This window comes from uncultured Ferrimonas sp. (assembly GCF_947489035.1).
Lineage (GTDB): Bacteria > Pseudomonadota > Gammaproteobacteria > Enterobacterales > Shewanellaceae > Ferrimonas.
In genome coordinates this window covers 43,865-65,034 of record NZ_CANLCI010000011.1, presented here as the reverse complement: position 1 = coordinate 65,034, position 21,170 = coordinate 43,865, and the positions used below count along the sequence as shown (strand labels likewise).

Below are 21,170 nucleotides of genomic sequence, written 5' to 3'. Positions count from 1 at the left end.
CGTCACTGCCCCCACTTGCCACGAGGAGAAAACCCGATGCGACTGTTATTTATTGGCGCTGCGTTGTGCCTACTAACTGCCTGTCAGCAACCGCCGGAGGCAACCACCGCGGTGGTTCGTCCAATCGCTTGGGCCCAAATCAGTGCCTCGCCCCTTGAACAAAGTCGGACGCTTTCTGGTGTGCTGTTGCCGGTAGAGCGCGCCGAACTGAGCTTTGAAGTGAGCGGCAAGATTGCCGCCGTCAGCGCCAATTTAGGCAGCAAAGTGAAGCAAGGCGACAGCTTGGCGCGCTTGGATAAGCGCAACTTTGAACTGGCGATCCAGTCTGCGGCCGCCGAAGTTGAGAAGGCCCAAGCCACCTTCGCAGAGGCGCAGAGCGAATACGTGCGGCGGCAAAAGATGATCGCCAAAAAGCTGATCTCACCATCGGAGTTTGATAGCGCCAAAGCGGTGTTTGCAGCGGCCAAAAGCAGTGTTGATGTGGCGCTGGCACGCTTGGATATTGCCCACAAAGATTTGCAAGACAGCGTGCTGAGCGCCCCCTATGACGGCACCATCACCAAGCGTTTTATTGAGCCGTCTCAGCAGATCAACGCAGGCAGCGTTGCCTTCGAGATTGAGGGTACCCACGGTTTTGAGGTGCAGATAATGGTGCCGGAAACCTTGATTCGAGAGCTGCAGCAAGACGCGCTGATGCACGTGTCGATCACCGGTTTGCAGCGTCAGCTCCAAGGGCGGATCACGGAGATTGGCACACGGGCGGGATCCGCCAATGCCTTCCCGGTCACCATTGTGTTGCAAGGCGAGCAGCAACGGCTGCGCGCAGGCATGACCGCCGAAGTGGAGTTTGTCTATCTGGGCAAAGGCCGCACTGGCCATTCCGGCAACACGGTGATCATTCCGATCTCGGCGCTGTTGGCGCAACTGGATCAGCAGGTCAGCGTGTTTGTGTATGATCCCAAGCAGCAGGTGGTACGCCAACGTGTGGTGCAAACCGAGAACATCATCGACAACCAAGTGTTTATCTCGCAGGGGCTGGCGGAAGGCGAGATCATCGCCACGGCCGGAGTGGCCTTTTTGCGCGATGGCCAGGCGGTGACGCTGCTGGAACAACGCATCCAGTTGTTTAATTAAGGGGCCGCTATGAACATCACTAAACTGGCCTTTGATTATCGCAAGTCGGTGCTGTTGATCATTGCGCTGCTGATCATCAATGGCGTCTACGCCTATTTCACCTTGCCGGCGCAGGAAGATCCCAGCATCACCGTGCGCGAGGTGATCGTCACCACCACCTTTCCCGGCATGTCGGCGCAGCGGGTTGAGCAGCTGATCACCAAAAAGCTGGAAGAAGAGCTGATTAAGATCCCCGAGCTGAAGGAGATCAACTCCTCCTCCGCCAACGGCTTATCGACGGTGCATGTGATTGCCCAAGACCGCTACTTCAATCTGGATGAGATCTGGCAGGACGTGCGTAATAAGGTCAGCGCCGCCTACGCCAAGATGCCCGAAGGCACCCAAACCCCCTATGTTAATGACGAGTTTGGTGACGTATCGGTGATCACCTTGGCACTCACCAGCGATGGTTTCAGCCAAAAGCAGAGCTTTGATATTGCCCAGCACATCCGCGATACCCTGTATGGGGTGAACGGCACCAAGAAGGTGGAGATCTTAGGGCAGCAGCCAGAGCGGGTGTTTCTTGAAGTGTCTAACGCCAAGTTGGCGCAACTGGGGATCAGCCCCGATGCGATTTTGCAGGAGCTGCAAAACCAAAACATCATTCGCTCCGGCGGTAACGTCGATATCGGCTTAACCAGCTTTATTGTCGAGCCATCGGGCAACTTCACCAGCATCGCCGACATTGCCGATACCTTCATTAATTTGCCGAACAGCGACAACTTCATCGCCCTAAAAGACATTGTCACGATTAAGCATGGTTACGTCGATCCCCCCAATAAACTGGCCTACTTCAATGGCGAACCGGCGCTGTTCTTTGCCATCGCCATGCTGGATGAACACAACATTCTGGAGTACGCGCCACGGTTGATGCAGCAGGTGGCGCAGATCAGCGCGACTTTGCCCATCGGCTATCAACTGCATGTGGCCACCTACCAAGCCCAGCAGGTGGAGGAAACCATCGAGAGTGTGTCAGTGAATGTGGTGCAAACCTTGGCGATCGTATTGGTGGTGGTGATCCTGTTTTTGGGCGTGCGGATGGGGCTGATCGTGGGCGCCATCGTGCCGGCGGTGATGTTGGTGGCGCTGACCATCATGCAGTTGACCGAGATGAAGCTGGAGCGGATGAGCTTGGCGACGTTGATCATCTCGCTGGGGCTGCTGGTGGATAACGGCATTGTGATTGCCGAAGATTTTAAGCGCCGCTTAGAGGAAGGCGTCGAGCGTTATCAAGCGATGATCCAAGGCTCGACCGAGCTGGCGATCCCGCTGTTAAGCTCGTCCGCCACCACCATCTTGGTGTTCTTGCCGTTGATGCTGGCCGAGCATGCGGCGGGGGAATACACCCGCTCGGTGTCGTTGGTGGTGTTGATCACCTTGCTGGTCAGTTGGGTGTTGGCGCTCTGCCTTACCCCGATGTTGTGCTATTTCTTTGTTCAGTTGGCGCCGCCGGCAGGAACGCAGCAAGGCACTGAAAAACCGAATCTATTAGCCAAGATCAGTGGCCATTACGAACACCTGCTGCATTGGGTTCTCAGCCATAAGGCGCTGTTTTTGGCGTCGATGCTGGCACTGCTGCTGGCCTCTGGCTTTAGCATGCAGTTTGTGGCCAAGCAGTTTTTCCCCGATTCCGATCGCAGCCAGATCCTGATTAACGTCGACCTACCGGCAGGCACCTCGGCGCGGGAAACCAACCGCCAGATGGAAGCGATCTTTAATTGGATCAATCACAACGGCGATCTGGATTACGTTGACAGCTATTCCGGCTATGTGGGCTTTAGCGGACCGCGCTTTGTGTTGTCGTTAAGCCCCGAAGATCCGGTCGAGAACAAAGGCTTTATCGTGGTGAACGTGGCCGAGGGGCAAGATCTCTATGCCATCGCCCAGCAACTGGATCGTGACTTAGAAAGCGCCTTTCCCAATGTGGCTATCCGCGCTAAGAAGATGTTTTTAGGGCCATCGGATTCGAGCATCATTACGGTGCAGGTAAAAGGCCCCGATGCCGATGTGATCTACCGTAAAGCTCAGCAGATCATGGACGTGTTCCATCAGGTGCCCAATACCGTTGATATCCACAACAACTGGGAAAACCTCACCATCAAGGTGGAGGTGCAGATCGATCAGCACCGCGCCAAGTTGGCGGGGATCACTTCTAACGACATCGCCAAGGCGCTGCAGAGTTACTTTGTTGGGGTGCAGGTAACCGAATATCGCGATGGCGATGAGATCATTCCGCTGATCATGCGCGCCAACAACGCCGAGCGTCACAGCTTGGATCGAATGCGTACCATCAATGTTTATTCCGCCAAAACCGGTAACGCGGTGCCGCTGTTCCAAGTGGCCAACTTTGTGCCGGTGAATCAGTTTTCGTCGATCCACCACGAGCAGCTGTTTAAAACCGTGAGCGTTGAAGCGCGCAACACCGAGATGGCCGCGGAGGATCTAAAGCTGTTGGTGGACGAGAAGATCGACCAGTTGCGAGCGGATCTGCCGCCAAACCACAGCATCGAATACGACGGGGTGATCACCGACTCCATCGACGCGCAACAAGCGATGAACGCCAACATGCCGATGGTGTTGGGGATCATCCTGATCCTGCTGGTGCTGCAGTTTAACTCGTACCGCAAAACCGCCATTGTCGCGTTAACCATTCCGCTGTCGTTCATTGGCGCCGCCATCGGCTTGCATGTGATGAGCGCCAGCTTTGGCTTTATGGTGATTTTGGGGATCTACAGTTTGGCGGGGATCATCGTCAATAACGCCATCGTCTTGCTTGATAGGATCAAGATCGAGCGGGATAACGGCAGTGATCATTATCAAGCGGTGATCAACAGCTGCATCACCCGCTTGCGGCCAATCACCATGGCCACCATCACCACCATTGCTGGGCTGCTGCCGCTGATTTTGACTCAGGATCCGTTGTTCTACGGCATGGCCAATGTGATGGCTTTCGGCCTTGGGATCGGCACCATTTTGACCCTGTGCGTGGTGCCTTCGCTCTATTGCTGCTTCTATAAGGTGCAGCGAAGTTAACGCCGCTTTGGCTTAATTCAGCCGTGCACCACCGCAAAAAGCCCAATCCGATGATTGGGCTTTTTTAGCTGCGAAGGGCAGTGAGGCGGGGCTGCTGTCGGTTGGGGGGCTGTCGGTTGGGGTGCTGTGGCTTTGCCCACAGCGCAGCCAAAGTACCTTAGGCTGAGTCAGCGTGGCGTGGTGGGCTAGTACAGATCGAGGCTGAACAGCTTTCGCAACGATTGCGCTTGGCGACGGCTGACCTCCAGCTGTTTGGCGCTGTGTAAGTGCGCCAGCAAGGTGCCAGCGCCGACGCCATCTTCGATGCTGGCGATGTGGCTGATGCGAACAATGTCGCTGCGGCTGATCTTAAAGAAATGCTCTGGATTGAGTTTTTTCTCTACTTTGGACAGCGACGCGTGCAGATAGGCTTTGCCCGCATCGGTGTGTAAGGCAACGTGGTTGCCCACCGATTCAATGTGGTTGATCTGTTCGACCCGCACGATTTGGTACTCTTGGCCAAACTTAAGCATCAACCCGTGTTGTTCGGGCATGTAGCTGACGGGGGCGGAGTCGTCGCTGCGCAGCAAGCGCACTTTATTGATCACCGACTCCAGCCGCGCGGCCTGTACGGGTTTCATGATGTAATCCACCGCGTCCAGTTCAAAGGCTTCAACGGCGTGATCGCTGTAGGCGGTGCAGAACACAACGTTGACCGACTTGCCCACTTTTTTGGCAAATTCGAGCCCATCCATGTCGGGCATTTTGATATCAATCAGCACCAGATCAACGCTGTGTTGTTGGATGCATTCCAGTGCCTGCAGGCCATTGCTGGCTTCGGCGCAGATCTCGACATCAGTAAGGGGGGTCAGCAGCCGTCGCAGCTCCATTCGAGCCAGCTTTTCATCATCAACGATTAAGACTTTTAACATAGGGCAGTTCTATCCTTACTAAAAAATACTCATCCATAAGCTGCGAGCTAAAGCAGAAGTCACTGCCAAACATCAGTTCCAGCCGTTTCTTAATATTGTGTATGCCGATCCGAGTGCCAGGGGTATCCACCGCGTTAAAGACGGAATTCTTGACTTCCAAACACCAGCGATCGGCGGTGAGTTGGTTGCTGCTAATGCTGAGGTAGCCCGCTTTGCTGCTGGGGGAGATCCCATGTTTGATGGCGTTTTCGGCCAAGGTGAGCAAGGTTAACGTTGGCATGGTTTGGGTTAAGGTACCCGGCTCAAAATCGCAGTTAAGGGTGAGCCGATCTTCAAACCGGACCGATTCAATACTGAGGTAGTTCTCGGTAATCGACCAATCGTCTTTGAGGATGGATTTCATCTCTAATTGTGAGTGCATCTGCTTACGCAATAGATCCGACAGCAAGGTGATCACTTCCGCCGCTTTATCTTGATCCGCATAAATCAACGCGCGAATGCTATTTAACGTGTTGAATAAAAAGTGCGGGCTCAGTTGATTGGTGAGCTGCTGAATTTGGCTGCTGGTCACCTCTGCTTGCAGCGTTTTTTTATTTTTCTGATATTTAAATGCCAGATAGATAACGCTCCAGGTCATTAAGGTAATGAAGCTTTCGCCGGTGCCAAGAATAATTAACGTCCATAAGGTCATTTGCCCCTTTACGGAACCGGATTGGCTTTCTACCTGAATTTGGGTGATGTCGGTCACCGCAAGAGAATCGAGTTTGCCCAACGAATAAGAGAGCAAAAAGTAGATCAGCGAGATCACCATTAGGTAGATAATTGACTTAGCAATCAACTGGCTAGTGATGGAGAGGGTCAGCATGTTGGCACGTAAGTAAGGGCGCACCAACATGTGACAGATAGACAACAGCAGCGTGGCTTCCAGCAGCGAGCGCACGATCAGGGGTTCGGAGTATTGCTCGGGCACATCAACCAGCGAGTGCAGAACTGACCAAGTTAAGATGAAGTGGCAAAAAAAGATCAGCATCATCGTTATTCGGTAGGATTTACTGGTGTCTCCAAGGTAGAACAAATAACTTTTTAGAAAGGGCACAATATTTGTAAGTCTTATCTTAATGCATCGATAGGATCCAAACGCGATGCTTTAATCGCGGGCATGATCCCAAATACAACTCCGACGGTAAAACTGAACCCGAGAGCCAACCATATTGCCCATAGCGGCACCAATGTTGCTGATGCAATCGGCATGAACAAAAATACTATACTGGCCAAAAGATAGCCGAGCAAGATCCCAGCAATGCCACCAAATAATGCCAGTACGCAAGCCTCGACTAAAAACTGAGTTAAGATGATTTGCGACGTTGCCCCTAACGCCTTGGCGATGCCAATCTCTTTGGTGCGTTCGGTCACCGACACCAACATGATGTTCATGATGCCGATGCCGCCAACAATCAAACTGATGCCGACCACGCCAGCGGCCACCAAGGTGATGGAGCCGGTAATATCACTGAACTGCTTTCTGGTTTTTTCGGCGGTTTCAAATTCAAAGAAGTTGGGATCGTCACCGGACAGCTGATATTTGTGCCGTAACAGCGTGGTCATCGATTGGGTGATCTGCGCTAGCTCGGCATCCGCCTTGGGGGTAAAGACAATGTCTACGCCAATGCTGTGCTGGCCGCCAGCCAACGAGGCCACGGTGCTGAGCGGGGCAATAATGTAGTTGTCTTGATCAAACCCCAGCAGCGTGCCTTTGGCTTCGGCTACGCCGATCACTCGAAACCATTCATTGTTTATCTGCACAAATTCGCCCACGGGGTTGGTAGGCAGATCCAATTTATCAATCAATGAGCTGCCCAGAAACACCACCCGGCGGCGCTTGCTGTCGTCGGAAGGGGAGAGAAATCGCCCCTGCTGCGGAAACACGTTAACCACCTGCTGATAGGCGCTTTCGGTGCCTAAAACCTGCGAAGTCACCGCTTTTTGGCCGTAGCGAATTTCCGATCCCATGCTGAACGAACGCATCTTGGCGGCGATGTGCTCAACCCCATGGCTGCGGGCTTTAAGGTAGTGGTAATCGTCGATGGTGATCTTGCTGGTTAGGCCGAGCATCTCTTTTTCGGTGCTGGTGTGCGCTTGCAGCGTCACCATGTCGGCCCCTAAATCCTGCAACTGTTTGCCTACGCTGGCGCCCAACCCTTCCATGATCGACACCACCGCGATCACGGCACTGACGCCGATGATGATGCCAAGGGTGGTTAAGGCGCTGCGAAAGCTGTGGGCGAAGATGGCTTGAATGGCGGAAGAGCCGCCTTCGTAAATGCCGTGTAGCAGCCGTACTAACATGCGATCTCCTGTTGTGCTTTGGCGCGGAAGGCGGGCGAAACGGGGGCGAACTGAGCGCCTTCGCGGCGGCGGTCTTGCACAATTTGGCCATCCACCAAGCGCAGCTCGCGCTGACATTGCGCTGCAATTTCCGGCTCGTGGGTGACCAGCACAATGGTTTGGCCATTGGCGTGCAGCTGCCGAAATAAGGCCATGATCTCGTCGGTGGTGTTGCTGTCTAAGTTGCCGGTGGGTTCGTCTCCCAACAGGATCTCAGGCTCGGTGACCAGCGCTCTGGCGATGGCCACCCGTTGCCGCTGGCCACCGGACAGCTGATTGGGCAAATTGTTGATTTTGTCGCTTAAGCCTACGCTGGCCAGCACCTGCAGTGCTTTGGCTTTGCGCTGCGCTTGGGTTTGGCCCCAGCGGAACTTGAGCGGGTAGATAACGTTGTCCAATACCGTCAGCTGGGCAAACAGGTTGAAGCTTTGAAAAATAAAGCCGATGGAGCGATTGCGATAGCCCGCCAGATCGTCCTCGCTGGCGCTGGCCACGTCGTTATCACCCAAACGGTAATGACCGCTGTCTGGCTGGGATAAGCAGCCAAGAATGTTCATTAAGGTGGACTTGCCCGAGCCCGAGGGCCCAGTAATGGCGATAAATTCATTGCTGTTGATGCGCAGATCGATCCCCTTCAGCGCCAAGTAACGGTCGGTGCCGATCCGGTAGGATTTGGTGATCTGCTGCAGCTCGATAATCGGGTTGGCGTTCATGGCTTAGCCCTCCATCAGGGTCACTTTGTGGCCCGGCTGTAAGCCGTTCAACTGACGACTTGGGCCAATGATCACCCGCTCGTTAGGTTGGATCCCGGTGGTGATCACTTGTTGCAGATCCGAGGAAACCCCCAGCGATACTTTGCGCTTTTCGGCAATCTGGTTGTCGACCACCCAGACAAAATGTTCGCCGTTTTGTTGCTGAATGGCGGCAATCGGCACCGCCAGTGCGTTCGCCTGTTGCTGCACTAAGATCTCGGCGCGGCAGCTCATGCCGGGGAACAGATACTCTGACGATGCCAGCGTCACTTCCACCTGATAGTGCAGCCCTTGGCCTTGATTGCTGCGCTGGGCGGTGGTGCTGACGTTGGTGATCTGGCCACTGAGGGCTTGGTTGGGCAGAGCGGCGGCAAACAGATCCACCGATTGGCCGCGGCTGATGTTGGCTAAGTCGGCCTCATCCACGCGCACTTGGGCAACGTAGGTATTGGTGTCTGCCAAGGTCATCAGGGCGCTACCAACAATGTTGGTGCTGCCAGCGATCACCGTTTCGCCCACCTTCACCCCAACGTTCAGCACCAAGCCATCTAAGGGGGCGGTAAATTGGGTTTTGTTCAAGTTGATTTCGTGCTGCGCCAGCAACGCTTGCAGCTGCACCAAGCGGTGCTGCGCTGCCTCTAAATCGATAACCGCGATTTTGGCGTGGCTAATGGCCTGAGCGTAAGTTTCGCTATCAATGGTGCCCGCTTTCGCTAAGGTGGCCAGTTGCGTTCGCACCCGCTCGCGCTCGGTGGCCATTTCGTCTAAGCGTTTTATCTCTGCGGCTTGAATATCAACGGATGCCTTGGCTTGGGCAACGTTGGCGGCAAACTGGGTTTTATCCAGTTCCAGCAACAATTCGCCTTTACGCACAAAGGTGCCTTCATCCACCAACACCTTGGTGACCACCCCCATCACTTCGGAGCGCAGTTCAATTTGATCGGCAAAGGTGAAATTGCCCGAAGCCAGAATGCTGTCGTGAATGTCGGCCACCTCAACCACGTGGGTTTCCATCGGCGTGTTCGACGCCGCTGAAGAGGTGTTTTGCGACATGGCCAGAAAGCCAACGGCGGCAAACAGCGCCAGTAATGACAATGCTTTTTTCATGATGTGCTCCTTAAACCGATGATCCGAACGTTAGGCGATGGCGAACCAGGTGCCGTAGATAAGCGCGTAGGGCAACAAACCGGCGACAATGGCTTGGCCGAACGACAGCTTAAAACTGGTGATGAAACCGGTGATCAGCAAGGCGATGATCCACAGATCAAACAGGGCAAAGGATTGCGCTAAATTGTGCAGTGGCGCATCGCTGCTGTAGTGAATAAACAGCTGATTAAACGAGGCGTAGTACTGCAACGACAGCGGCAGATCCGGGGTGGACGAGGTGAACACCAGCAGGGTTAAGCCCAAGGCGGAGGCGCAAGCGGGCAGGTAACACCAGCTGCTGAAGTTAACGTAATCACTGAAGCGCAGCTGGCTGTTGGCGGCGGTTAGCTTGGCCACCATCATTACGTAAACCGACAGTAACAAGATTTGCAGCAGCAAGGATGCGGCACTAATGGCGCCAGCGATCAAGCCGGTGTAGGGCAGGGTCTTTTGCATCATTTCGGCGGCCATCTCCATTTCACTGGCCGACAACCCTTGCACCTGCGCCAACTGCTCTGACAGCAAGTGCTGCTCGGACATGTTGCTGAAGAAGGTGTAGTTACTGAAGAGCGACAGCAACAGCACTGCCATTAAGGCATAGAGGCCGTAGCGACGCAGCAGTTTGATTTCGCCAAACAGGGCGCTTGGGGCGACCAATCCATTAATAAAAGCAGTACCAATGCTTGGGGCTGAAGAGTTCATTTTTAATACCTCGATAACGTGTTGAGGTAAAAGTTACCAGCGGCTTCAACAGAGCAAGGTGACATTAGGATAAGCGGCAGATCGTCAGGATAAGCGGCATCAGAACGAAGAAAGCCCCGCTTACGCTGACAGTAAACGGGGCTTGATGGAGCAACGGGTCGCTTAGGCGGTCGTTTGGCGTGGTTTGCCGGTAATGGCCCAGGCCATCACCGCAAACCACATGACCCAGGATATGCCGGCGGGCACATTGGCCGCGAGGATCTTCATTTTATGATTGCGGTTAAGTAAAAACGCCACAATGCTGGGTAAAAAGTAAAGTAATAAAATACAAGGAACAATAACAATCAGTTCGATGTTACTCAGTGATGAAAGCATCGTTAATCCTTACCCTAAACTTAGGGCGTGCAGGTGAACTTTAGACATCTCGCGTACTAATTCAGATGAAGACGCCAGCCCATATTGTTCTAATACATTGGCTTTGCCATCGGTGCTGCGCTGTACAGAGGTTAGGGTTTTAATTGCGCTGAATCGGTTTTCATCAATCACGCTATTGGTGGCCATTCGGGTGATAAAATCACGCCCTTTTTCGCCACCGCACTGCGCGATTAATTGCAAAGTGGGTTCAACCGACGAGTTGGTGGTTACGGTGGTGCGTTCAACTTTATTGCACTGTTCATTAAAAATATATTGCGGCCGTAAGTGATTAAACATGGTTGCTGGCATCACATTTAATGTTACGGATAAATCGTCAGCGGGCAGTTGGTTATGCACGTCTTTATAAGCACGATACAACATCGTTTGCCCCAAGCTTAACTGCTTGTGTTCTACAAAGCGCAGGTTAGCCACTTCGCCAGGGAAACCAACGACCTTTTCATAATCGTATTCATAATAATCACTGTGATAACCAGAACCCATGTAGCCGGTTGTTAAAAAATTAAAGTTATGATCATGGGGCACGCGGTAGAAAAACGACTTCTCGCCAGAGGCTTGCAATAATGGATCAGACTTCGGCAACCAGATATTGGCACGCATAAAGAAGTTTAAATCTTTTTCCGCTGGCTTGAGCATAATCACTTGCGGCGTATAAGTGTTGCTTTTTTCTTGGTTGGTGCAGTGATCTTCCAATTCTTGGATTAAAATATCAGCCAAAAAAGTGCGGTTGTTATTTAATTTCTTTAATGATGGAGCAACCGAGATAAAGCTTTCTTCATCGTTAGGATCAAACTTGCTGTCGACTAACTGTTGATGACACTCTTCTAAACTGATTGATTCGGTAATGTGGTCAAGATTTAAATTAACAGGCATGAGAAAACTCCTTTTGGCGAATGATGTCTAACGTTTGTTGAGCGGCAAGTCGTACTTCATGATGGTCATCTTCCTGTGCCATCTGTGCGAGCTCATCTAAAACGGTTAATGCATCAATACCTAATATTTGTTGCATCGCATACCAGCGAATAAAGTGGCTTGAACTGGTTAAATATTTCTTTAATGTTGGGATCGCTTTAGCGTAATCAAGCTTCTTTAGCAGTAACATGCTTAATTGAATTCGTGAGTCTAATTCGTCCGATGGATTCTGAAATTTTAGTTGTTGGTCTGCTGCAGAAAACATCAAGGTTACCGGTGCTTTGTTGGCCTTAAATTCAAGCGAAATGGCCAGCACATTTTCATCGGCAGATTCATACATAATGGTTTCGTTGGCGCGGCTAAAAATCACCTCGCCATCATCCAGTGCACGAGTGCCGGCATGGTGGCAGTACTGCTCGACAAAGTTGTCGGTGCTGACGTCGTGGCGCCAGGAGGAGACCTTCAGGCCGCCGGTGTGGATAAAGTAGGTCATGGTTTCACGACCCCAAAACTGAATGCCACGCTGGGCTAGGTTTTGCTTGCTTTCAGCTTTGTAATTGTTCAGTTGCTTTGCATCAATCATATCGATACTGAGATCGTAATGATCGGTGTTGGCGAGAATAATGCGTTGTGCAAACGTGCTGGTGTGCCCAGCTAATGGGTAGACGTAGAAATCGTCATTGGCTTGGTGCTGCATTGTTTCCGCCATGATTTCTGCTATGGCTTGTGTCGAGTAAGCTTTTACAATGGCGGCTAATTGCGCTTGCTGTGGTTGAGTGTCAGCAGCAAAAGCAGTATTTAATTTTGAGACTAATTCAAAATTAAGATTTTTTTCTCGGCTGCTTTCAATTTTTTTTACTGTTGCCGCAATGGCATCTGGATCGTTAATAAACGCTTCCACATTTTTATTTGGTTTCATCTTCTGCTCCTGAAGAGTGTATCAGAGTGAGCCATGAACGTTGCTGAAGAGGTGTGGCTGCTTCATACCGCAGGCGAAGCTGCCACAACACTCTTTCAATACGTCTTTAATAAACAAATTGAATTGTTTATTAAAGAACAAATCCAATAAAGACACCAAAACATAGTGGGCCACCGACAACTTGAAGTTGATAGCTTCCTGCTACGCCTAATGGGGACTTTAGGTCAGCTGAATTTTGCAGTTTCATGAATTACCCTTTTGTGTTTTAACTGTATTATTTGCGAATTAACACAACCATGATGCCGATACAGATGGGGCCACCAACCACTTGCAGTTGTGAAGCACCGGCAACACCAAATTGAGAGTTAAGTTCCGCAGTGTTATTCAGTTTCATGGGTATTTCCTTAATGTTTGATTGGGTGGTAGTAAAAGTAAATTCGAGTAAAGGTTGGCAATGATTACTTAATCAATACAACCATGATGCCGATACAGATAGGGCCGCCAACCACTTGCAGCTGTGATGCACCGGCAACGCCAAATTGAGAGTTAAGTTCCGCAGTGTTATTCAGTTTCATGGGTGTTCCTTAATTTTAAATAAGTTAAAAGATGTTTATGGTGAAGGGGCAATGATTACTTAATCAATACAACCATGATGCCGATACAGATAGGGCCGCCAACCACTTGCAGCTGTGAAGCACCGGCAACGCCAAATTGAGAGTTAAGTTCTGCGGTATTATTCAGTTTCATGTTTATTCCTTAAGTTTTAAATAAGTTAATAAATGTTAATGGCGAGGTGGGCAATGATTACTTAATCAATACAACCATGATGCCGATACAGATAGGGCCGCCAACCACTTGCAGTTGTGAAGCACCGGCAACGCCAAATTGAGAGTTAAGTTCTGCGGTATTATTCAGTTTCATGTTTATTCCTTAATGAGTTATTTAATTTTTAAGCCTGTTCCGCTTGGCTTGATATTGATACTAATTAAATCCGGTTGGGGAACCGGATAAAGGTGAGCAGTGGTTGATAAAGGGGATTTTCGGTTAAATATGAGGGCGATGGCGTGGCAACGGTCTTGGTGGCGATCCGCTCAATGGGCTGAGGCAGGGGAAATGACTGAACGGTGAGGAGATGGCTGCATTTACTGTTGCGGTTGTTGTTGAACCCAGCGTTAATCGCGCTATCACAGCCTTTGCCACTGGTTTAGCCCGAGGCGCAACGGCGGGCGTTGACCAGCCCATTGTGCTGCTGCAAGGGCCAATGCGCGTTATTGCCGCTCAATCTGGATGATGAGCAGTGGTCGAAATCGGTGATTTTCGGTTTGGGCGCTGTTGCCGTAGCGCTGGGCTCAAGATCCGCTGCGCGTCGGCGCGGCTAATGTCACCCTCTTTGGTTGAGGTTGAGGTTGAGGTTTGGGTTTAGTTTGTGGCTGCTGGAGCTGGAGCTGGAGCTGGAGCTGGAGCTGGGGCTGGAGCTGGAGCTGGAGCTGGAGCTGGGGCTGGAGCTGGAGTGAATGTGGACTGGTGTCCCATCTGTTGAGTGGGCTTTCGGAACGCAGGGCATTGTTGCCAGTAACGCCTGCTGATGACGGCGAATCAGGCCATCGGCGCTCGTGCTGCTGTTTTATGGTGCTTCCGCCACGGTGGCTGCAGGGTAGGCGTACAGGCATGGAAAGCGGCGGTTTGCTCAGCAAGGGGCTGCTCGGCGGAGGGGGTCTGGGCTGGCTATATCGCAGATACGAAAAAGGCCCAGTCTTTCGACTGGGCCTTTCTCTGAATTTGGTACCGAGAGAGGGACTTGAACCCTCAAGGTGTCACCACCGGCGGATTTTGAATCCGCTGCGTCTACCAATTCCGCCACCTCGGCTTTGAGCTTGTGCATTATAGGCAGAGAGTTTTTAAGTGCAACCCCTGAACTGGGCAACTGCATACAAAAACGGCACCTGTCGGTGCCGTTGCTGTTTTACTGTGCTATTAGAGCTTAAATTGACCAACCAACTGACGCAGGGCGTTGCCGGAATCGTCTAACTGCTGGGTGATCTGCGCCGATTCTTCGCTGGCGTGCAGCAGCTCGGTGACGATTTCGCGAATGGCCACCATGTTGCGGTTGATCTCTTCGGTGACCGAGCTTTGCTCGGTAGCAGCGGTGGCGATCTGGGCGGTCATGTCGTTGATACCGATGATGGCACCGGATACGGCATCCAAGCTGGTGGTGATCTGACCTGAAGATTCCACCGTGGTTTTGCCGTTGCTCTGGCTGTTGCCCATGGTGGTAACGGCCATCTCCATGGAGTGCGCTAACTCATCCAGCATCTCTTTAATTTCAAAGGTGCTGGATTGGGTACGGCTGGCGAGGCTGCGAACTTCATCGGCAACCACCGCAAAGCCACGGCCTTGTTCACCGGCGCGGGCGGCTTCAATGGCGGCGTTCAGTGCCAGCAAGTTGGTTTGATCGGCGATGTCACCAATCACCCCTAACACGCTGTGAATTTTCGCAGACTGAGCCGACAAGGTTTGCATGTGCTGCGCCGACAGATCCACTTGGCCCACCAGATCGCCAATGGATTGCACCGCGTGCTGTAAGCGTTGCTGCGCTTGCTCGGCATCGCCATTGGCGGCTTGGGTGGCGTCGGCCACTTGGGTGGCGCTGCCAGCGATCTGTCCGGCGGCGGCGCTCATCTCGGTGACCGCCGTAACCACTTGCTCGGTTTCGTTATTGTGGCTGTTCAACTGCTGCGCCATGGTGTTGGTTTGGCTGTTGATGTGGGTAACGGCGTCGGCCATCTGCTCGGTGGCCGTGGCGACATCGCCAATGGTTTGCTGCAGCTTGGCGGTAAATTGGTTAAAGGCTTGGGCCAACTGAGCGATTTCGTCGTGGCCATCGGCTTCCAATCGTTTGGTGAGATCGCCATCGCCTTGGGCAATTTCGTTCAGGTTAACCAGCATGGCATTGATGGGCGCCACGGTGCGGCGACAAAACAGAATAATCAGTGCCAAAGCCAGCAGCGCGATGATGGCGCTGATCACGGCACTGCTTAGTTGTTCTTGCTGGGCGTGCTGCTTGGTGACTTGACCAAAGCTGGCCACGGCGGCATCCACTTCATCAATGTAAACGCCGGTGCCCAACCACCAGTTGTACTCGGTTAACGGCAGTACGTAGCTGGTTTTTTCAATCAGGCTGCTGCTGCCTTTTTTCTGATAGAAGTAGTTGGCCGTGCCGCCGCCATTTTTGGCGGCGCGGATCAGATCTTCAATAAAGGCAACGCCATTAGGATCTTTCAAGTGGCGCAGGTTCTTGCCTTCCACTTCGGGCTTAAGGCCGTGAAACAAATTGGTGCCTTCCATGTCGTACAGGAAGAAATAACCGCCTTGACCAAATTCAACCCCAGCCAAGGTTTCACGTACCACATCAAGTGGTTCGCGGTTGGGCTGATTGGCTATCTGATTTCGTACCGCAGCTAAGGCGATGGTGGTGGCGTCTTTCACTTGCTCCACTTTTTCCGCGCGCAGATCTTGGCGGAAACTGGACAGCAGGGCGTCGGTGCTTTGTTGCTTTAAATAGTTGGAACTGATGGCAACCGTGATAATGGTGGCCAGCAGTGGCGTGATCGCCAGCAGTAGGATTTTTCCCTTAATGCCGAGTTTTTGCATTTTAAGGACTCCAACGAGAGAGGAATATGTTGGGGGCATAGTGTACTCGGTGAATTTATGAACACACGAGCCGAAGTGGTTTGTTGTGATCTTGGTAACAAGGAATGAAAGATGTTCACCATTCAGTCACAAGTGGGTTGATTTTGGCGGTTGTCGTTAACCATAACGGCGCTGAGGAAAACGACAAGGGGGTCACATTGTGCTGCGATGGGGGGGCGTAATGGGCGTGTTGGGGTAAAAAATGAGCAGCGCCCGTTATGGCCAAGAATCAATAAAAAAGGGCCTCAAAAGAGGCCCTTATCCAGTGTTGCAGGTAACTGTTACTTGTTCATCTGCTCACGGATCAGTTTGCTGTGAGTGATGTCGTTCGGTGCCGCTTGGCCCATCTTCTTCGCTTCGCTGGCGTGACAAGCGATGCAGGTGCCTACGCGCTTGATCTTATCCTGCTCGGCTTTGTTAAATGGCCGTGCGCCTTTGTGGTTGGTGGCTTGCAGTTGCTTGCCGCTTTCATCCACAAAGCGTTCCAGTTCAAAGTCGATTGGGGCTTCACCGGCAGGGAAGTTACGCTCAACCTTATAGATGCCGCTGCCAACGCCCCACACTTTCGGGTTGGTGTGGCAATCGGTACAGGTACGGGCCTGCTTGCTGGTGGTGTGCGGCACAATGGGGTTGTGGGCAATGCCACTGGTGCCATCTTTGGTGGTGTAGGCCTTGTTCGAGATGATCGGCTTGTCGCCATCCACCTGCGTTAAGAACACCTGACAACCGGGCACGTAGGTGGATACCTTACCGCGGTGGTTAATGCCCAAACCGGCGCTGTCCCAACGCACGTAGCTGCGAGATTCCTGCCAAGCAAAGGCGGTTTTGTCGCGATTGGCTTTGTTGGATTGCTTCGACAGATCGTCCGACTTGCCCGATAACCAGTCGCCGTTTGGCTTCGAGATATCTTGCTTGGCGTGGCAACCGTAACACTGTGGTGCCCAGCCGCTGTGGCAGGTGTGACACTCCAGTTTTTCCATGTGCACCGGAATGTCCATCATCGCCACTTTGCCCGCTGGCGACAGCGCCAGTGGCATCGGCGTCAGCTCGCCGTTGCTCTGTTGCTTCATCGGCATCAGCTGCGGCACCTCCAGTGACTTGTCCTGCCCTTTCAGGTTGATGATCACCTGATCGCCGTTGCGCTCAAGGTTGTTCATCTTGTCACCGTGGGTGGTTTTCAAGGTTGCTGGGGTGGTGGTGGTGCCGTGACAAGTGGCACAACGGATCTCAACCGCGTGCTCTTTTTTCTCGTACAGGTAGCCGTCGCCGTGCATCTCGTTCTTGGTGTGGCAATCGATGCAGCTTAGGCCAGCATCGTAGTGCAAATCGGCCTGCAAGAAGTTGTAGTGCTTGCCGTGCAGTTTGCCTTGCTTGCCACCGTTGTCTTTGTACGGGGTGCCGTAACCGTCGGACTCCATCATGCCTTTGTAGCTGACGCCGATGCGGCTGCCGCGGTTGTGGCAATGCTGACACTGATCCACCGATGGGGCGCGGGTGATCTTGTGCTTGATTGGGCGGTCTTTCTGGGTTTTGTCGATCGCCTTATCGCCGCCTTGGTAGGTGGCGTCGTTGCTGTACTCAACGTGGCAAGCAGCACAACCTGAGCCACGGTAGTCGCCGTCGCGTTGGTGGCCATCGCTCCAGATGTGACAACGCAAACACTGGTTACGCAGGTAATCGTCGCCAATGGAGTTGGTGTCGGATTCCGCTTTCGTCGGATCGTAGCTTGGGATCTGGCTTAAGGACTCTACGGTGCCTTCGCGGCCAGTTTTCAGCGCTTTCACGTCGTAGGTGGCGTGGATTGAATCGCGGCTTTGGCTGCCAAAGTCGTAGCGGGTGCCAGAGATCATCCCTGACATGGTGGCGTGGATCGAGGTCTTGGCGTTTTTTACGTCCTTGCTGTGGCATTTGCCGCAGGTGTTGTCCACCACGCGCAGATCGGTTGGGTTGGCCCACAGATCCGCGTGGGCGCTGTCGAACTCGGTGGCTTTGCCATCGCCGTTGTGACACTTGGTGCAAGAGAGCTTGCTCATCACCTTGGTATCAGCAAAACGCTCGATCCCTTCGTGACAAGTCAAACAGCCTTTGTCGCTGTCCCAGGCGGCGGAAGCCGGTGCCAGCAGCGCCGCGGCTAAGCCTAATCCGGCCAGCAGTTTCGTTACATTGTTCATCCATCATCCTTGCTTCTATGTTGAAGCTTTAGTGCATTGCCACTGCAGTTTATCCACATAAATAAAGTGGTTATGCCGTTGGCGGTGCAGCTTGTGAATGGCCTCAAGCAATCTAAATAAAGTTAAAAAAGGCTGAAATTTTTTGGTTGTTCGAGTTTCGAGCGGTGAAAGTTTTTACCCGAAAATGGGCTGGGGAATCGGCAGCGACAGGCGGTGTTGTGGGGGGGGATCTGCAACCCACAAAAGGGCGCTATCCTTGATAGTAAATGCCGATGGCAGCAATGAATTTTATCGATATGCGGGCTTGGCTTTGCTGGCGACTTATCCCAATCTATTTTACTTAATTTGATAATTATCAGTAAGTTAAAATTTAAGTGGTGAACGCCGCAGCCGCCACGGTTGGCAAAAGGCAACGGTTTGGTTGGTGCTCGGTTGCGGTGATGTTGCTAAGGTGTTTGTTATTCCAAAATGGTATATAAGCAATAGCTATTGGTTATAAGGTGTTGGCGCGATTTGCTCGCATAATCCGCCCATCAAAGATTTTGTTGGAGCATGGATATGTTGTCTAAAGCACAAAAATTAGCGGTTCTCGCTGCAGGGTTGTCGATGTTGGCTGGCGCGGCTCAAGCGGCACAGGAAGTTAAAGTCGGCATGAGCGGTCGTTATTTCCCGTTCACTTTCTCTAAGAATGATCAGCTGCAAGGCTTTGAAGTGGATATGTGGCAAGAGATCGCCAAGCGTAATGACTACCAAGTGGAGTTCATTACCGCGTCGTTCTCGGGGTTGTTTGGCATGCTGGAAACCGGCCGAGTCGACACCATCTCCAACCAGATCACCATCAACCCAACCCGCTTAGCCAAGTACGCCTTTAGCCAGCCTTACGTCTACGACGGCGCCCAGCTGACCGTGCGTCGTGGCAACAACAGCATTCAAAGCGTGGCGGATCTGTCCGGTAAGAAAGTGGCGGTGAACTTAGGCTCTAACTTTGAAGAGATCCTGCGTAAGCAGCCGAACGCCGAGCAGATCACCATCGTGACTTACGACACCAACATCGAACAAGATGTGGCGCTGGGACGGATGGATGCCTTTGTGATGGACCGCGTTTCTTCGGCGCAGTTGATCAAAGAGTCGCCGCTGCCGCTGCAGTTGGCGGGCGAACCGTTCCAAACCATCGAAAACGCCCTGCCGTTTTTGAACACCCCAGCGCAGATTAAATTGCGCGACGAAGTGGATGCGGCATTAACGGCGATGAAAGCCGATGGTAGCCTAAGCAAAATCTCGCAAAAGTGGTTTAACGCGGATATCAGCAGCCACTAAATTCCACCGAGTTTGAATATTTTTGCGTCCACCGCCTGCGGTGGACGTCTTAGTTTGTAGACAGCGCTCGTTTTGGCGTGATTTTTTTAGGAGGCCGCGATGGCCCTAGATCTGGACTACACCGTTAACCTGCTGCCCATCTTGCTGAAGTACCTTGGTATTACCATGGAGATGGCGTTGATAGGCTTTGCGCTGGCATTGGTAATGGCCTTGGCCCTGGCGTTGGTGCGGGTGTTTACGGTGCCAGTGTTGGATCCGTTGGCGCGGCTGCATATCTCGTTCTTTCGGGGCACACCGTTATTGGTGCAGCTGTTTTTGCTGTACTACGGCTTGCCGCAGGTCATTCCGGCGCTGGCGGGGATCGATGCCTTTACCATCGCCATTATCGGTTTGTCGCTGCACTTTTCGGCGTACATGGCCGAATCGATCCGCGCCGCCATTAACGGCATTGCCAGCCACCAAACCGAAGCGGCAATGGCCATCGGCATGACCCGCTTACAAGCGATGCGGCGCATTATTTTGCCGCAGGCGTCGCGCATCGCCTTGCCGTCGTTGATGAACTACTTCATCGACATGATCAAAAGCACCTCGTTGGCGTTCACCCTTGGGGTAACCGAGATCATGGCCAAAGCGCAGATGGAAGCCTCATCCAGCTTCCGCTTCTTCGAAAGCTTTATGGCGGTGGCCTTGATCTACTGGGTGGTGGTGGTGTTTTTCACCTTTGTGCAAACCAAACTGGAACAGCGTTTAAACGCGGCCTACTGAGGAGTTATTGATGTTAACGCTATCAAATTTAAGCAAACGTTTCGGCGATAACACCGTACTTGATGGTATTGATCTGAACATCAAGCAAGGGGAGATCGTGGCGGTGATTGGGCCTTCGGGCACCGGCAAATCCACCTTGCTGCGCTGCATTAACTTCTTAGAAACCCCGACCCAAGGCAGCATCGAAATCGATGGCCATCAGGTTAAGGCGAGCGAGCGCAGTCAAAAGGCGATCATCGAGCTGCGTAAACGCGCCGCCTTTGTGTTTCAAAACTACGCCCTGTTTGCCAACAAAACCGCGTTGGAAAACATCGCCGAAGGGCTGATCACCGTTTGGGGGCAGCCGAAAGAGAAAGCCCATGCTGAAGCGCAGGCGATCTTAAACGACATCGGCCTTGGGGATCGGGCCAACGCCTATCCGTCGGCGTTATCCGGTGGCCAGCAGCAGCGGGTGGGCATTGGCCGTGCCATGGCAGCGCACTCGAAAGTGATCCTGTTTGATGAGCCCACCTCGGCGCTCGATCCTGAATGGGTGGATGAAGTGCTGGGGCTGATCAAGCAACTGGCGCAGCGGCGGCAAACGATGATCATCGTTACCCACGAGATGCAGTTCGCTCGCGAGATTGCCGATCGGGTGGTGTTTATGGAAGGCGGTCGCATCGTTGAACAGGGGCCACCAGCGCAGCTGTTCGAGAACCCGCAAGATCCCCGCACCCGCCAGTTTTTGGCGCGGGCGCTGAAACACTGATATCGGCTTGCGATGGCCTAAAAAAGGCGCCTTCGGGCGCCTTTTGGTTGGCTGTGTATTAGTTAACTGTTGGCGTTGCTGCGCGGTAGCTATTGTCGCCTGCGGCGAGCTTCG

At 52.7% G+C, this 21,170-nt stretch carries 16 protein-coding genes and 1 tRNA gene; 5 read left to right on the top strand and 12 right to left on the bottom strand.

The genetic code is table 11. The annotated features are described in order from the left end of the window. Positions 1-36: 36 nt before the first annotated feature. On the top strand, positions 37-1,134 hold the full coding sequence (locus Q0796_RS08750) for an efflux RND transporter periplasmic adaptor subunit (protein WP_298442032.1): 1,098 nt from the start codon (positions 37-39) through the stop codon (positions 1,132-1,134). Between the two features lie 9 nt (positions 1,135-1,143). Next, on the top strand, positions 1,144-4,206 hold the full coding sequence (locus Q0796_RS08745; RefSeq protein ID WP_298442030.1) for an efflux RND transporter permease subunit: 3,063 nt from the start codon (positions 1,144-1,146) through the stop codon (positions 4,204-4,206). Positions 4,207-4,391: 185 nt separating this feature from the next. Here the strand turns inward: Q0796_RS08745 and Q0796_RS08740 are convergent, their stop codons facing one another. From Q0796_RS08740 to Q0796_RS08685, 12 genes are all read right to left on the bottom strand, one after another. Continuing rightward, a complete protein-coding gene (locus Q0796_RS08740; RefSeq protein ID WP_298442028.1) occupies positions 4,392-5,117 on the bottom strand; it encodes a LytTR family DNA-binding domain-containing protein in 726 nt (241 codons plus the stop codon). Further along, positions 5,095-6,150: a histidine kinase gene (locus Q0796_RS08735; protein WP_298442027.1), complete on the bottom strand. Its 1,056-nt coding sequence runs from the start codon at positions 6,148-6,150 to the stop codon at positions 5,095-5,097. Before Q0796_RS08735 ends, Q0796_RS08740 begins: the two co-directional genes overlap by 23 nt. A gap of 77 nt (positions 6,151-6,227) precedes the next feature. Next, entirely contained in the window at positions 6,228-7,463 is a 1,236-nt protein-coding gene (locus Q0796_RS08730) for an ABC transporter permease (RefSeq protein ID WP_298442025.1), read from the bottom strand. Continuing rightward, positions 7,457-8,215 carry an ABC transporter ATP-binding protein gene (locus tag Q0796_RS08725; protein WP_298442023.1) on the bottom strand — a complete coding sequence of 253 codons (759 nt, stop codon included), beginning with the start codon at positions 8,213-8,215 and terminating at the stop codon, positions 7,457-7,459. Before Q0796_RS08725 ends, Q0796_RS08730 begins: the two co-directional genes overlap by 7 nt. Positions 8,216-8,218: 3 nt before the next feature. Next, on the bottom strand, positions 8,219-9,361 hold the full coding sequence (locus Q0796_RS08720) for an efflux RND transporter periplasmic adaptor subunit (RefSeq protein ID WP_298442022.1): 1,143 nt from the start codon (positions 9,359-9,361) through the stop codon (positions 8,219-8,221). Positions 9,362-9,391: 30 nt separating this feature from the next. Next, the gene (locus tag Q0796_RS08715) at positions 9,392-10,102 is read right to left on the bottom strand and encodes a YIP1 family protein (protein WP_298442021.1); all 711 of its coding nucleotides are present in this window, start codon (positions 10,100-10,102) and stop codon (positions 9,392-9,394) included. 162 nt (positions 10,103-10,264) lie between these two features. After that, positions 10,265-10,477 (bottom strand): superinfection immunity protein, encoded by a 213-nt coding sequence (locus Q0796_RS08710; protein ID WP_298442019.1) that lies wholly within the window; start codon positions 10,475-10,477, stop codon positions 10,265-10,267. Between the two features lie 9 nt (positions 10,478-10,486). Further along, on the bottom strand, positions 10,487-11,407 hold the full coding sequence (locus Q0796_RS08705; RefSeq protein WP_298442017.1) for a hypothetical protein: 921 nt from the start codon (positions 11,405-11,407) through the stop codon (positions 10,487-10,489). Then, a complete protein-coding gene (locus Q0796_RS08700) occupies positions 11,397-12,365 on the bottom strand; it encodes a hypothetical protein (RefSeq protein ID WP_298442015.1) in 969 nt (322 codons plus the stop codon). Before Q0796_RS08700 ends, Q0796_RS08705 begins: the two co-directional genes overlap by 11 nt. 1,780 nt (positions 12,366-14,145) lie before the next feature. Further along, positions 14,146-14,232: transfer RNA gene (locus Q0796_RS08695), tRNA-Leu, on the bottom strand. Between the two features lie 107 nt (positions 14,233-14,339). Continuing rightward, complete coding sequence (locus Q0796_RS08690; RefSeq protein WP_298442013.1) at positions 14,340-16,016, bottom strand: methyl-accepting chemotaxis protein; 1,677 nt, start codon at positions 16,014-16,016, stop codon at positions 14,340-14,342. Between the two features lie 320 nt (positions 16,017-16,336). Further along, positions 16,337-18,226, bottom strand: a complete 1,890-nt coding sequence (locus Q0796_RS08685) for a multiheme c-type cytochrome (RefSeq protein ID WP_298442011.1) — start codon at positions 18,224-18,226, stop codon at positions 16,337-16,339. Positions 18,227-18,784: 558 nt separating this feature from the next. Here Q0796_RS08685 and Q0796_RS08680 point away from each other — a divergent pair. From Q0796_RS08680 to Q0796_RS08670, 3 genes are all read left to right on the top strand, one after another. After that, positions 18,785-19,543: an amino acid ABC transporter substrate-binding protein gene (locus tag Q0796_RS08680; RefSeq protein WP_298442009.1), complete on the top strand. Its 759-nt coding sequence runs from the start codon at positions 18,785-18,787 to the stop codon at positions 19,541-19,543. Positions 19,544-19,642: 99 nt separating this feature from the next. Further along, the gene (locus Q0796_RS08675; protein ID WP_298442007.1) at positions 19,643-20,308 is read left to right on the top strand and encodes an amino acid ABC transporter permease; all 666 of its coding nucleotides are present in this window, start codon (positions 19,643-19,645) and stop codon (positions 20,306-20,308) included. Between the two features lie 10 nt (positions 20,309-20,318). Next, entirely contained in the window at positions 20,319-21,056 is a 738-nt protein-coding gene (locus Q0796_RS08670; protein ID WP_298442005.1) for an amino acid ABC transporter ATP-binding protein, read from the top strand. The last annotated feature ends 114 nt before the right edge of the window (positions 21,057-21,170 follow it).